This is a genomic window from Kurthia sp. 11kri321 (assembly GCF_001534765.1).
Lineage (GTDB): Bacteria > Bacillota > Bacilli > Bacillales_A > Planococcaceae > Kurthia > Kurthia gibsonii.
This window is the reverse complement of sequence record NZ_CP013217.1, coordinates 1,778,270-1,793,090: the sequence shown is the minus strand read 5'-3', so window position 1 is coordinate 1,793,090 and position 14,821 is coordinate 1,778,270. Positions and strand designations below refer to the sequence as shown.

Sequence of the window (14,821 nt, the reverse complement as noted above, 5' to 3'; positions counted from 1 at the left end):
TTTATTGCTAATTTTAAGTTATTAATATATAGTAAGTTACATAAAGTAAGTTAATGAGAGAGGGATTTATATGCCAACAACATTTCATCAAAAACCAAATTTATTTATTCAAAACGTTACATTAAAAGTTTCAAATCTTTCGCGTTCGATTGATTTTTATACAGAGATTATTGGTTTTCGTGTTTTACAACAAGAAGAAGGACGAGTTACGTTAACAGCAGATGGTCAGCACGCACTGATTACATTAGTAGAAGTACCGAATGCTCAGTTTGTAAGAGGCGCAACTGGTTTGTATCATTTTGCATTATTATTGCCAAGTAGAAAAGATTTAGGAAACTTAATTCAACATTTTATTCAGAAGAATGTTCAGATTGGTGCGGGAGACCATGATGTGAGTGAGGCACTTTATTTATCAGATCCAGACGGTAATGGCATTGAGATGTATATTGATCGACCAGCTGATACGTGGAAGTGGGATTCGAACGGACAAGTTTACATGACAACAGACCCTGTACAGTTCCAATCTGTGTTACGTGAGGCAGATGGTACATGGAGTGGTTTACCAATAGATACAGTAATGGGACATATTCATCTATCTGTGCGCAATCTACAAGAGTCGGAAGATTTTTATACATCGTTATTAGATTATGCCGTTGTTTCACGTTACGGTGGACAAGCGTTATTCATTTCTACAGGTGGTTATCATCATCATATTGGTTTGAATACATGGCATAGTGAAGGAGCAGAGGCTTTACCAAAAGATGCGGTAGGTATTCAATCTTATACAGTTCAATTACCGGATCAAGACTATGCGGTAAACTTAAAAAAACGTTTTGTTGAGCAAAATATGGAAATAAAAGAACAAGAAAACATTTTTTCAATCATTGAACCAAATGGAATTGAAGTGAAATTTACAATATAAGGATAAAATAAAGGCTCTTTGTAACAATTGGGCATTTATAAACAACATATTTTCATTTTAAACGTGTATTTCGATAGAAAATACACGTTTTTTATTTATTTATTTTGTTGAAAAATGTCGAAAAAACAAATATAGATACCAAAAAATGGAACACTTAAAATATTGATATAACGCGATTTATGAAAAAAATCCATTAAAATTGCGAAACTACATCCATTTTATACCATGGTATGTAACATTGCTGTAACATGCGTGAAAATGAACTGACATCTGATTGAAATTTATGCTTGGTATAGTAGTGACAGTTAGAAAAACCGAGGAGGACATTTCACATTATGAAAAAACAAATTATCGCACTGACAGGTGCCATCGCATTATCAACAGCAGCATTCGCAGGTACAGCGTCAGCGAAGACAATTACGATCCAATCAGGTGACACACTATCGAAATTAGCAGCAGAGCACAACACAACAGTGCGTACGCTTCAAAATATGAATCATATTAAATCAGCAAACTTAATCTATGCAGGCGCTCAACTAGAAGTTGGTGACGGCAATGGAAACGCAACTTACCAAGCTCCTGTAAAACAACAAACAACACAATCAACATATAAAGTACCAGCGCAACAACAAACACAAGCAAAATCAACATATAAAGCGCCAGTACAACAAAAACAACAAGCACAAACACAAACAAAGTCATATCAATCAACACAAAAGGCACAAACAACACAAAAAGCAAGTAATGCATCATCATACCAAGGTTCATCATCTTCAGCGAAATCATGGATTGCCCAAAAAGAATCAAGCAACTCATATGAAGCAAGAAGTGCAACAGGTAAATATATTGGTAAGTACCAATTAGATAAATCATATTTAAATGGTGACTATTCAGCAGCTAACCAAGAACGTGTAGCGGATAACTATGTGAAACAACGTTATGGTTCATGGGAAAAAGCAAAACAATTCTGGGTTTCAAACGGCTGGTACTAAGATTTTTTAAAACAGTGAACTAAAGAGGGGCTGCTACGCGCAGTTTCTCTTTTTTATTAGGTAAAAATCAGATTGAGACATGAGTGTAAAAATACCCTCCTATATGAGCATAAGAAAAACTGGAATCGCGCTGTGACGCGGTTCCAGTTTTTCTTTGTGAACGCTAAAAAAGAAAGTGACATATTTCATCCCAGTCTGATTTTCTATTTTGGCAGAATGATTTGCCAATCAGCTGCTTTTTGAATTTTTTTAGATTTTTCATCAAGAACATCTGTTGTCTTCACTTGGATTGTTCCTGCTGACTTTTCATGTAAAATAACGCCTAAATTACCACGCTTTATTTCACCAGGAAGATAAGTACCATTCAAATTATCTAAATAGACTTCTTGCTCATGTGTCCACATCTGTTTTCCTAAAAAAGCAACAGCAAATGGCGCAAACTGAATTTTTTTCTTTCCGGTATTTTCGATTGTCACAAATACTTTCGCAATCGGAAAAGTAGTACGGTCTGTTAATCCATGAAAATAATCAATCATACTGTGAGAAGGTGTCAGTTGTAAAATTTTTGTTTCGTGAACGGTCAATTTTATATCACCTAGATTATACGTATCTACTTTGAATGAAGCATTCTCTAATGTAGCAACACCAAGGCGAGAACGAACGGTATCTTCTTGTTCTTTTAAATTCGTATCATCGGGTACTTGAGGGTTGACCGTATAATCTGTCCGATAATCTTCTTGTTGTTTTTCTGGTTTTGTTTCAGCTTGTGATGTACAACCTGCGAGTAATAAGCACAAAAATAAACTACCATACATCCATTTTTTCATATAAGCCTCCTATGTAAAACAGAGACAATTCATATAGAATTGCCCCCGTATTCCTTAGCGGTCTTTAATGACCGTTTGTTTTTTCGCACCTTTTTCAATAATCTTAAAGATTTTTTTTGCTTGGTCAGTATTATCAAGTAACCCGCGGAATTGGTCTGATCCTGGCCCATATGCATAAACGTTTACATCTTCACCTGTATGTCCACCTGTTGTCCAACCGGTATTAGAGCGCTGATTGACAATTTTTTCGATAGCGTTATCAATCGTTGTTACATCTTTTTCCTTTACAGCGACAACAGATTGAATTTCTTCTTCACTTAGAGGGAATTGAATGTATTTTTTTAATACTTTTTCAGGTGCGACACCGTCTGTAATTTGTTCTGCCATAAAGTCAGGCGTTCTTGTAATGGAACGAATCACTTCAGGATTCCAATTATAGTCGCCACCTTGTGCTACCGAGAATCCACCTGTTGAATGGTCAGCTGTTGCCACAACTAATGTATGTTTATCTTTTTTAGCGAACTCCACAGCTGCTTCGAAAGCATCTTCAAAATCTGCCATCTCACTCATAGCACCGACAATATCATTATCATGTCCAGCCCAGTCAATTTGACTGCCTTCTACCATTAAGAAGAAACCTTTTTTGTTTTTAGATAATTGTTTTAATGCTGCATTCGTCATATTACCGAGAGAAGGAGTCGAACTATTGCGGTCAATTTTTTTATCTAATCCACCATCTGCAAATAATCCAAGTAGTTTTTCATTTGTATTTTTTTGAAGTTGATCTTTTGATGTGACATAACGATAACCTGCTTTTTTAAATTCCTTTGTTAAGTCACGGTCTGTTCGTACAAAGTTCGCTTTACCACCACCAAGTAGAACGTCTATCTTATGTTTACCTTTAATTTTTTCATCAAAATAATCATCTGCAATCCCATTCATATTCTTACGCGTTTCATCATGCGCGCCAAAAGCAGCTGGTGTTGCATGTGTAATTTCAGATGTTGCAACAAGCCCAGTTGATTTACCTTGTTCTTTTGCGGCTTCTAAAACGGTTTTCACATTTGAACGGTCATTGTCAACAGCGATTGCTGCATTGTATGTTTTAACACCGGCAGACATGGCAGTAGCTGCACTTGCAGAATCTGTTACATTTTGCGTTGGATCTTCAGGATACGTCATCTGTTGCCCAACTAAATAGCGATCAAAGATACTTTTATCGACAAATTTAGTCGATGAGCTATTTTGTAAGTAACGATAAGCAGATGTATAGGATGTTCCCATACCGTCACCTATTAAAAAAATGACATTTTTAATTTCAGGTGTAGTTGGTTTTTTCTTTGTTGCAGCAGAGACATCAGACGTTTGTACAGCTGCAATGGTAGAGAATGCTATTGCAGATGCAGCAAAAGTAGAGAGTAATTTTTTTGATATGATTTTCAAAGGTAAATCCTCCTTTAGTTTGATAATTTTACTATACAGAATAATTGTAAAGAAGGATTGTTCTAAATGTAAAAGTATGTAAAAATAATAAAATGATTGTCTTTTCCATAAAAATACTTTTTTAATATTTTAGTAAAAACTAGCAACCATGTTTAAAGTATTTATTTTTAGGATAAGATAATAAAAGAGTCTTGCTGTAAGGAGGAAGCTATATGTCAAAAATATCGTTTATTCTACCGGCATACAATGAAGAAGAGAATGTGCCACGAATTTACGAAGCGATTGATCGGGAGGTTCGAGAGTCCAAATACGACTACGAATTTATTTATGTCGATGATGGGAGTAAAGATCGAACGCTAGAACGTATCAGAGAACTACAGCAAAAAGATAATCACGTGAACTACGTATCTTTTTCAAGGAATTTTGGTAAGGAAGCGGCTATCTATGCAGGTTTACAACATGCTACGGGAGATGCAGTCATCTTAATGGATAGTGATTTACAACATCCGCCAAGTTTAATAATGGACATGATGAAAGGTTTCGAAGAAGGGTATCACCAAGTCATTGCTTGCCGCGATCGTCGTGGAGAGAGTATGGTTTATCGTGGTATTACAAACACTTTTTATCGAATGATGAATAAATTAAGTACAGTAGAATTGCAAAATGGCGCAGGAGATTTCCGTCTATTAAGTCGCCAAGCAGTTGATGCACTTTTATCTTTAAGTGAAAATAATCGCTTTTCAAAAGGACTTTTTGAATGGATTGGATTATCAAAAAAGAATATCTACTATGAAAATGTCGAGCGTCAATTTGGCGAAACGAAATGGTCCGTTAGTATGTTATTCTCGTACGCAGTAGATGGTATTTTATCCTTTAATACAAAACCGCTTCGCATCTGTCTATATTTAGGGTTATTGACGATGCTTTCAGGGATTGCTTATATCGCAATTATGCTTGGAGGAATCTTTTTCAAAGGAATTGACGTACCTGGCTACTTTACAACGATTTCTGCCATTCTTGTGCTGGGAGGTTTACAGTTGATGAGTTTGGGCGTAATTGGCGAATATATCGGACGCATCTATTGTGAGGTAAAAAGAAGACCGCACTATATCGTAGGCGAAACGAATGTGAATCGTGCATTACGTGTTGTAAGTATGGAGAAGAGTAAGGTCAATTCAAAATAGAAAATGAGTCGTGTGTATGAATACTAGAAAAGAATATATCAAATTTATCATTGTAGGTGTTCTGAATACGGGCCATTATTACTTATGGTATCTGCTACTCTATACAGTATGTGAATGGCCTTATCTCCTCAGTCATATTGTGGCGACATTTAACAGTATGATTGGTTCGTATTTTATGAATGTATACTTTACGTATGAGGAAAAACCATCATGGAAATCATTTTTACTCTTTCCATTAACACAAGTAACGAATATCGTCATTCAAACGATTGGTATGTTTGTATTTGTGGAATGGCTGTTTGTATCACCTTATTTTGCACCGATTGCAACAGTATTAATTAGTATTCCGATTACTTTTGTTGTGACAAGGAGGATTATCCGTGTTTCAAAAGAAGCGTAGAAGGGTCAACGGAGTTGTGCTAATAAGCATGCTCATCATCTCTTTATTGGCACATCTTTTTTACATAATTACCTGGCAACAAGGTACTGTAATGAAGGGGATTAATGACGGCTTATCACAAATGCTGCCTTTTAAACAATTTATTTATAATCAATATGCAGAAGGACGTTTTTTCTATTCTGCTGATTTCGGACTAGGTGGCGATTTTTTTAGTTCGCTCGCTTATTATTTCACAACGAATCTCTTTTTCTTACCATGGGTTGCAATCACATGGGGATTTGCAACTCTTTTTCAATTTACGCCAGATTTTGATTACTGGATGATGCTCGTCTTACCAATGAGCATATTTAAACAAACGGTCATCATGTTTGTTGCGTATATATTTTTAAAGCAAATCTTACAATCCATTCGCGGGGCATATGTTGGTGCCGTTTTTTATGCACTAAGTCCATTTTTCTTCCGACATGAGATGTACTGGGATATTTTAACGGATGCGATGTTCTGGTTACCGCTTATTTTAATTGGTGTCGAGCGAATTATACGTAAACAATCATTATTTGTATTTACACTATCAGCAGCACTCATGATGATTAGTAACTTTTATTTATCCTATGTTGTATTATTAACCGCAGTAATCTACATGATCGTGCGTCAATTTATGCATCTAACAGATAATGAAAGAAGCGCTTTTGAGCAGTTAAAGCGATATATCGCAAGTGGCATCATCAGCTTTGCTCTTGCTTGTTTTGCGTTTATACCAGCTGCTTATGGATTTATAAATAATGTGAGACCGCCATTTCAAGACCCAATCAAAGGTTTTGAAATCAATGACGCCATCATCATGAGTCCGCGTGTTTTATGGTTACCGATTTTTATCTTTATTTTATTCTTTATCAAACCGTTATATCGTCATCGTACATTCCGCTTCTTTGCAATTTTTGCAGGGGTAGGAATCATTGCGCACTTTATTCCATATATCGGCAGTATCTTTAATGGTTTTTCAGCACCACAACAGCGCTGGGAATCGATTGTTATCTTAAGTTTTGCAGGGATGCTTGGTGTAGCTATTAAGTATTTTGAAGAATGGCGTCGAGATCGTACGATTGTTTATGGAGTCATTGGCTTCATAGCACTATGGAGTCTCTTTATATGGCTCATACCACAATATGAATCATCTGTGCCATTACTGATTACCACAGCTATATGGCTTGTTATTTTCGCTATTACACAGTGGTATCGTGCACCACTCATTTGGTTTTCAGCAAGTATTCTCGTGTTTAGTATAATCGAAGCCAATATTTTTTCAGAAGATTTAACAAAAACAGGTGTTGCAACGAAGTCTTTTATCACATCAGAAGCGTATCATTCGAATGAGCAACAACAAGCAGTCGAATGGATGCAACAACGTAAAGTTTCAAAAGATGCACGCATTGATTGGATGGTACCTTATCGCAATAATACACCGATGGTTCAAAACTTCCGCGGTACGAGTATTTACTCCAGTATTCTAAATGGAGATTTACTATTATGGTATTTACGTGACTTGCAAATTGATATGGCACGTGAAAGTGTTAGTCGTTATGGAACGCTTGGTAATCGTACAAACTTAATGGCGATGCAGCAAGTTCAATTCTATATGCGTGAAAAGTCGAATGAAGCAGTACCATATAATTACCGTCTCGTAAAGGTAAATGAAAATACGCAAATTTACGAAAATGACCAATATTTACCTGTATTTCGTATTGCGACAAAAACGTATCGTCAGTCTGATTTAGACGATGCACCGGTTCTTGCGAAAGAACACGCAATGCTAGATGGCGTTATTATGACAGATGGTAAGGAAAAAGCACCGAAAGTCAAAAAACGTAAGATTCTAAGCAATACGGTACAAGGTGGGCATTGGGATGGTGAAGAACTAATTATTAATCAAGATAAAGGTCGTGTAGCATTCAGTCTTGCACCAATTATGGGTGCTAAAACAATGTATGTTCAAATGTATATTGAGGGCATTCGAAATTATACTGGTTTTACGATTGAAGCGAATGAGTATCGTACAACAAGGAAAAAGTCAAATTCAATTTACCGTACTAACTATAATCATATTACATTAGCGATTGATGCCTCAAACCAATTACTCATTGAATTACCAAAGGGAACGTATCGTTTAAAAGATGTAGCGATTTATGATGAGGATTATACAACATTAAATGCAGCTTATAATAAAAAGAATGAAGCAGATGTCTCGTGGAACCACGGCGAGGCGAAAGGTGAAGTAAATGTGAAAAAAGACGATGTACTCGTATCGTCGATTCCTTACGAAAAGGGATGGCATGCTAAAGTAGACGGAAAAAAAGTAGCAGTCGAAAAAGTGAACTATGCTTTTGTTGGTGTACCGATGAAGGTAGAAGGGAAGCACGAAGTAGAACTATACTATCGTCCACCGTACTGGCCATATGCTTTATGGGTTTCGGTTATTACATGGGTTATATTCCTCATCTATTCATGGCGACAACGACAAAAAATACCGAAATGGCAACGTCGTTAAAAGAAAACAAATTAAATAACCCCTATCAAATCGTATATAAATTTGATAGGGGTTATTTTTATTTATAATTCTTACTTAAAAAAGCTTTTGTTCGTTCGTGTTGCGGATTGTCGAAAATTTCTTCAGGTGTTCCTGCTTCTACAATCTCACCATCTGCCATAAAGACCACGCGATCGGCAACTTCACGCGCAAATGCCATCTCATGCGTTACGACAATCATCGTCATATCTTCACGCGCTAAATCTTTCATTACTTTTAACACTTCACCTGTTAATTCAGGGTCTAGTGCAGAAGTCGGTTCATCGAATAATAGTAGTTCAGGGTTCATCATTAATGCGCGCGCAATGGCGACACGCTGCTTTTGACCACCTGATAGACTATTTGGCATCGCCTCAGCCTTATCTGATAAACCTACTTTTTGTAATAGTTCGCTACTCTTTTGGCGAAGCGCTTGTTTCTCTTGTTTTTTCACAAGACGAGGTGCCATTTCTAAGTTTTCTTGAACCGTTAAGTGTGGGAAGAGGTTAAAATGTTGGAACACCATACCCGTCTTCGCTGTAATCGCACGAATATCCTTTGCTTTCGGATAGTGACCATCTTTTGCAAGGTATTCGCCGTCAATGGCAATCGAACCACCATCAATTTTCTCTAAATGTACAAGACTACGGAGCATTGTACTTTTACCTGAACCAGAAGGGCCAATCACTGCTACAACTTCATTCTTTTCAACAGAGAACGTAATACTTTTTAATACTTCATTTTGACCAAATGATTTTTTTAAACGATTAATTTCAATAATAGCCATGAAAATCCCTCCTATTCAAATGAAAATTTCTTTTCGAGTAGTTTAAAGATGAATGTTAAGACTGCAGTTAATAATAGATAGATGACACCCGCAATAACGAATGGGAAGAAGTTTAAATCACGATTTACAGCTGTCTGTGCATAGTGTAGTAATTCAGGAACTGCCACTGCGTATAGAAGTGCTGTATCTTTCATTAATGTAATCGACTCATTTGCAAGTGCTGGTAGGGCAATACGGAACATTTGTGGAATGACAATACGTGTTAATGTTTGGAATTTATTAAATCCAAGTACCTGTGCTGCTTCGTATTGACCTTTATCAATTGATAATACGCCACCTCTAAAGATTTCAGCAAAGTAAGCTGCATAGTTTAAAACGAATGCAATTCCTGCCGCTGTGAAACGATCCAATACTAAATATTCGCCAATACCTGGAATGACAGGAAGACCAAAACACACAACAATCAGTTGTAATAATAGCGGTGTACCACGCATAACATAAACGAATGTATGCGCTAACCATGCAAGTGGCTTAAATGCACTTTTTTGTGCCAACATGACTAAGAAGCCAAGTGGAATTGACAAAATAATCGTAATAAAGAATAACAGTAGTGTCATTTGAGCGCCTGTCAGCATGGGTTTTAGTACAGACATAAAATAATCAAAGCTCATAAATAAATTGTCCTCCTCATTTCTTGTAAAAAGCTCCTTTGTAAGTGTATCGTGTTCACAAAAAGTCGACAAGTGTCAATTTCTCACACTTGTCGACGTGTTACGACCTTTTTACTTTAATACTTTACTTTCACCGAACCATTCTTTTGAAATCTTTTCAGCTTCGCCATTTGTATTCATTGTATCAAGTGCTTTTTGTAACTTGTTTAATAATTCTTCATTACCTTTTTTCACACCAATACCGTATTGTTCAGGTGCTAAAGATTCTTCAAGTAATGTGTATGTGCCTTTTTCTTTTTTCATGTAGTAATCAATAACCACTTCATCAATAACGACTGCGTCTGTACGACCTGATTTTAAATCGTTTAGTGCAAGTACGTTATCTTTATATTCGCTCACGTTTTTCACGTCTTTTTTAATTGGGTTTGCGTTCAATGCTTCAGAAGCTGAAGATTGTGCTTGTAAACCGATGTTTTTACCTTTTAAATCAGCTAATTTTTTAATTGGTGAATCAGCTTTTGTTACGATTACTTGTGCATTTTCTAAGTAAGGTTTAGAGAATAATACTTTTTGTTTACGTTCATCTGTAATTGTATAACCGTTCCAGATTAAGTCAATGCGTCCACTTTGTAATTCAGCTTCTTTTGTTGACCAGTCGATTGGTTGGAATTTCGCTGTGTAACCCATTTCTTTTGCTGCAGCTTTTGCATAGTCGATATCGAAACCAACTAGTTCATTTTTGTCATCTCGGAATCCCATTGGTGCAAATTGATCATCAACACCAATTACCAATTCTTTTTTATCTGAGCTATCTGCTTTTGATGTACCACAACCTGCTAAAACAACTGACAAAGCAAGTAGTAGCGTAAAAATAAGTCCCATCTTTTTCATATTTATTCGCTCCCTTTTTTAAGTAAACACTTTAGTGTGCTAATGTATTAGTAAGTGAATATAGTATAACATTAAAAGACGAAATTAGACAATAGCTTTTTACGAAAAATAATAAGAACTTTTGGATTTACATTTACAACCAACTACCATTTTGTTACTGTAAACGTACAGTCAAAAAAGAGGAGGATTGTATGAAAAAAATCGTTACAGCTAGTTTATTGTGCGGTACTTTACTATTAACTGGTTGTACAGAATCGGCAGACAACAAAGAGTATACACGTACAGAACAACAAGCCAAAAATTATACATTAGCAAAAGATTTTATGATGTATCAGGTTAAATACAAGAGTTTTACCATATATATAGAAGAAAGTCAGAAACAAATTGAAAAGACCATTGCAAGTTATGTGAGAAAAGAAGGCTTTAATGAAGAAGGGTATGACAAAGAAGGGTATGATCGACGTGGTTATAACCGGAACGGAATTGACCGAGAAGGTTATGATCCAGATGGTTTTAACCGTTTAGGTGTAAATAAAGAAGGTACTACACATGAAGGTAAACCATCGCATTTTAAATCGCCATACGACCGTTATGGTTATGATGCAGCAGGGTATGATGCAGATGGTTATGACCGCTATGGTTATAATCGACAAGGCTTTAATGAAGATGGTTTTAATAAAGACGGAGAATATAAAGACGCGAGTGAAGAATCGATTCAAGCGTATAATAAACGCGAGTGGGATGAGATTTCAAAAGAAGAACAGTTCCAACATGCACTTTATTTTCCATTAGTTAAAAATTGGATGAAAAAACAGCCAAAGCTTCAAGAACAATATTATGAACAGGGTGTGCATCCTTTCAGTGAATCAGCCTATCACTTAAATTTACTTTATAATACGCAACCAGCACTGTTTGATGATTTACTACCATTTATTCGTATAGAAGCAGTTGCGCAGTTTCAACCAAACCATTTAAATAAGCATGATCAAAAAATTCGACTAGAAGCAAAAGACGGAACGATGATAACGCTAATACAAGATGATGCACTATTACCGAAATATTTAGAGCGTAAATGGTCGACCCTTGAATCTGTGAAAGAGGGGCAAACCATCACATTAGATACTGAAGAAGGAGTCAGTGTAACTTACGAGGTAGTACAAGTGACAGATTTAGCACCAACTGAACAAATCTATATCGATGTAGCTCGACAAGCCATTCAACAGTCAAAAGGCAAGTGGGCAGAAGCACAGTACCTGTTTGATGAAGCTTTTTATAAAGCAGTAGATGCAGAAGAAAAAGAGATTGCTTTGAATCAAGTTGTTTTAAATCAATTAAAAAAAGAGCGCGAAAAATCATGGCCTAAAAACTATCTACATGATTCTAATGAAGAAATTGAAGTATTTAATGAAGAAGCAAGAGAACAGCTGATTACACAACTTATGCATGATGTGAGTGGTTATGATCTGATGAAAAAAGAATTGAAGTAAATAAAAAAAGTCGGAACCACACTACAGTACGGTTCCGACTTTTTTGTTGCGAAATGACATGTTTTGATGGTTTCATTGTTATTATTCAAATACAGGTTTATATGTAAGAGTTGTGTACCCACCAAGAATGCCAATCCCTTCAATAAGAAAAAGCCTTCCTTTTTCATCTTCTAATTTAATACTCTTTTTATTGAAGAAAAAATAATCTTCCGACTTTCTATTCACTACTTTTTCAACTTCTGTATTCGATACACATGCTTTGTCTTGGCAATCGAATTGATGTTGAACGGCTAACCAATCAGTGAAAGAAGCATTAGAGGGTTTTGAAAATGGTAATATGAACAGAAATACAATAAAAAGTGACCAGAAAATGAGGCTACTACGTTCACGTTTAACAACTGCTATTGTATTTATTATGAATGCAGCTATTAATAGAATAATTCCTAAAAATACTACGATGAAAGATTGTTTAATACCAATAAAAATAATTATAATGCTTAAAAAAGTAAATAGTAATGACAAGCGTGAGTAGTTTTTCTTCATCGTGATCCTCCAATTTCGATAGAATTCTGATTTATTAAGGTAAGCGAAGACTTCTTTATTCAATAGGATAACTTATTTTCTAATAAATGTAAATTTTAGTAAAAATAAAAGGGATGTAGTTTGAATAGAGTAAATATATATTGTAGGTAAACATCTTCTACCTTGCAATCCATTAAATTTGGCATACCACGCATAAGTTGCTCGCTATTTTATAAAAAGTCATACAAAAAAGAGACTGCCTAGGCAATCTCTTTTTTTGTATGACTGAGAACAGTTTATGTCCTCGTCTTTTTTTATAAAAAACAACATGAGTAAAATGTGTTTCTACCTATTTAAACGAATTAAGCGTTTTTTGGTTCTGCTGCAACAGCTGCTTCTTTTGGAGCTTCTGGTGTAACAGCCACTTCTTCCCAAGCACCTTGAGCAAGTAATTTTTTCTTGCCAACGAATGCCCAGATAATTAAGAAGATGTTAATTACTAATAAAGCAAGTACTACGAATAGTACAGAGTTATAAGAACCTGTTAATTGGAACATGAAACCGTATGCTGGTAATGCTACGATCCCTGCTACTGCAAGACCAATTGCAGCTAGAGAGTAGATTTGAGCATAATCCTTCATACCAAATAATGAAGAAGTTAATAGCGGTCCTAATGTACCTAATGAAGATGTTATAAAGCCGAAGATTGTTACACCTACGATGAACATAGCAGGGCTTTGTGGAACTAATAAGAAAATGATAATTGGTACAACACCTAAAATCATTGCAAAAATTGCTGTATTACGAGCGCCAATTTTGTCAGCTAAAATACCGAATGAAAGTGCGCCAACTACGATACCAAGTTGCATGATACCAAGAGCAGTACCAGCGAATTTGATTGAGTAGTCATTTGTCATAGCGAACGGTGCTAAATGCTGACTGAATGAAGCGATTGACGTAATAATGAAGAAGAACAAGAATAACGCGATGAACGCAGTTGATTTTTTCGCTTTTGCGAAAGATACGCCACTGATTACTTGTGGTTCACTGTTTCCTTGTGCATCTGTTACTTCTTCAGCACCTAATGGTTGTAAACCTTTATCTTTTGGTGCAAAACGAATTGTTAATAAGATAATTGGAATAACGATTGCTGCAACTCCACCAGCTAAGATGAAGTAAGTGTTACGCCATCCAGCGTCTGCGATTAAGTTACCAGCAGCAGGTTGTAAGATTGAACCGATAATACCACCAGTTGCTACCATGATCCCTAAAGCTAAGCCATTATGTTTTTTAAACCAGTTGTTTAATAGAACAGGACCTGCGATTTGTGTTAAAAATACAGAACCGATTGACATTGGGATACAGAAAATGTACCAACCCCATACAGAGTTCATTAAACCGAATGCTGCAAAACCACCAGCTTGTAATAGCATAGCTACTACTAATACAACGCGAACATTATATTTCGCAATAATTTTACCTGCTAAAGGTAAGAAGAACATCGTTACAATTGAAGCGATTGAGAAGTATAGCGTTAAGCTACCCATACCAATACCTAAATCAGTTGTAATCGGTGTTAGGAATAAACCACCAATTGTCGATAAACCAGCTTTAGTTAAACCGACCATTAGAGCTACACCAATTAAAATTACCCAAGCGTAATGAAGTTTTTTCTTTGTTTTCATTTGATGGACCTCTTTCTATAGTCTCTGCCTAAATTTGTGAAATGTTAAAAAAATGATATTTTGATTTTTAGTATGAAAGCTAAAATATGATGTATGAATGAATCATTTTTAAAACTGAGAGACCTTTTTTATTTTTTTAAGTGCCGCAACAGCTGTTTGCTGTACAAATATTAACGGAAGGTTAGAAATGTGTCAACACTGTGAATTGGCTGTAAATCGCTATTTATAAAGAAAAAAGTAGTTGGGAAATAGGTCAAAAAAGTATTGTCATAATTTAGAATAAAATATTTTAGTGCTAAAATATTCAACCTTAATACAATGGGTTTTTTAGAGATGTGTTAGTAGAGTGTCGAAAAAGCTCGATAAATAGATGAAAAAGAATTATTATTAATTAAAAAAAGAATGATTGAAAATGAATAAAAATTCTTTTTATTGAATAATAATAAA

13 protein-coding genes are annotated in these 14,821 nt (G+C 35.6%); 6 read left to right on the top strand and 7 right to left on the bottom strand.

The window, feature by feature from the left end; translation table 11 throughout:
• Positions 1-70 precede the first annotated feature (70 nt).
• Together ASO14_RS09175 and ASO14_RS09170 are read left to right on the top strand one after the other, a co-directional pair.
• Entirely contained in the window at positions 71-922 is an 852-nt protein-coding gene (locus tag ASO14_RS09175; RefSeq protein WP_068454090.1) for a VOC family protein, read from the top strand.
• A 335-nt stretch (positions 923-1,257) separates the two neighbouring features.
• Positions 1,258-1,914, top strand: coding sequence for an aggregation-promoting factor (locus ASO14_RS09170; RefSeq protein ID WP_068454087.1), 657 nt, complete (start codon positions 1,258-1,260; stop codon positions 1,912-1,914).
• Positions 1,915-2,117: 203 nt separating this feature from the next.
• Here ASO14_RS09170 and ASO14_RS09165 read toward each other — a convergent pair whose 3' ends face one another.
• Both ASO14_RS09165 and ASO14_RS09160 read right to left on the bottom strand, forming a co-directional pair.
• On the bottom strand, positions 2,118-2,741 hold the full coding sequence (locus ASO14_RS09165; protein ID WP_068454084.1) for a hypothetical protein: 624 nt from the start codon (positions 2,739-2,741) through the stop codon (positions 2,118-2,120).
• 54 nt (positions 2,742-2,795) lie between these two features.
• Positions 2,796-4,184: an alkaline phosphatase gene (locus ASO14_RS09160; RefSeq protein ID WP_068454081.1), complete on the bottom strand. Its 1,389-nt coding sequence runs from the start codon at positions 4,182-4,184 to the stop codon at positions 2,796-2,798.
• Between the two features lie 212 nt (positions 4,185-4,396).
• Here ASO14_RS09160 and ASO14_RS09155 point away from each other — a divergent pair, with 212 nt between their 5' ends.
• From ASO14_RS09155 to ASO14_RS09145, 3 genes are read left to right on the top strand one after another with little or no spacing between them, the layout of a single operon-like run.
• A complete protein-coding gene (locus ASO14_RS09155; protein WP_068454078.1) occupies positions 4,397-5,368 on the top strand; it encodes a glycosyltransferase family 2 protein in 972 nt (323 codons plus the stop codon).
• A 16-nt stretch (positions 5,369-5,384) separates the two neighbouring features.
• A complete protein-coding gene (locus ASO14_RS09150; RefSeq protein WP_068454075.1) occupies positions 5,385-5,768 on the top strand; it encodes a GtrA family protein in 384 nt (127 codons plus the stop codon).
• On the top strand, positions 5,749-8,313 hold the full coding sequence (locus ASO14_RS09145; RefSeq protein ID WP_156422363.1) for a YfhO family protein: 2,565 nt from the start codon (positions 5,749-5,751) through the stop codon (positions 8,311-8,313). The genes ASO14_RS09150 and ASO14_RS09145 overlap by 20 nt, the downstream gene beginning before the upstream one ends.
• 58 nt (positions 8,314-8,371) lie before the next feature.
• On the opposite strand, the gene ASO14_RS09140 is transcribed toward ASO14_RS09145, so the two are convergent.
• The 3 genes from ASO14_RS09140 to ASO14_RS09130 form a co-directional block, all read right to left on the bottom strand.
• Positions 8,372-9,118 (bottom strand): amino acid ABC transporter ATP-binding protein, encoded by a 747-nt coding sequence (locus ASO14_RS09140; protein WP_068454068.1) that lies wholly within the window; start codon positions 9,116-9,118, stop codon positions 8,372-8,374.
• Positions 9,119-9,129: 11 nt separating this feature from the next.
• On the bottom strand, positions 9,130-9,789 hold the full coding sequence (locus ASO14_RS09135; RefSeq protein WP_068454066.1) for an amino acid ABC transporter permease: 660 nt from the start codon (positions 9,787-9,789) through the stop codon (positions 9,130-9,132).
• A gap of 111 nt (positions 9,790-9,900) precedes the next feature.
• Entirely contained in the window at positions 9,901-10,680 is a 780-nt protein-coding gene (locus ASO14_RS09130; RefSeq protein WP_068454063.1) for an amino acid ABC transporter substrate-binding protein, read from the bottom strand.
• A 191-nt stretch (positions 10,681-10,871) separates the two neighbouring features.
• On the opposite strand from ASO14_RS09130, the gene ASO14_RS09125 reads away from it, so the two are divergent.
• Positions 10,872-12,167: a hypothetical protein gene (locus ASO14_RS09125; RefSeq protein WP_068454060.1), complete on the top strand. Its 1,296-nt coding sequence runs from the start codon at positions 10,872-10,874 to the stop codon at positions 12,165-12,167.
• Positions 12,168-12,248: 81 nt separating this feature from the next.
• Here the strand turns inward: ASO14_RS09125 and ASO14_RS09120 are convergent, their stop codons facing one another.
• Together ASO14_RS09120 and ASO14_RS09115 are read right to left on the bottom strand one after the other, a co-directional pair.
• The gene (locus ASO14_RS09120) at positions 12,249-12,710 is read right to left on the bottom strand and encodes a hypothetical protein (protein WP_068454057.1); all 462 of its coding nucleotides are present in this window, start codon (positions 12,708-12,710) and stop codon (positions 12,249-12,251) included.
• 341 nt (positions 12,711-13,051) lie between these two features.
• A complete protein-coding gene (locus ASO14_RS09115) occupies positions 13,052-14,374 on the bottom strand; it encodes an MFS transporter (protein WP_082701438.1) in 1,323 nt (440 codons plus the stop codon).
• Between the last annotated feature and the right edge of the window lie 447 nt (positions 14,375-14,821).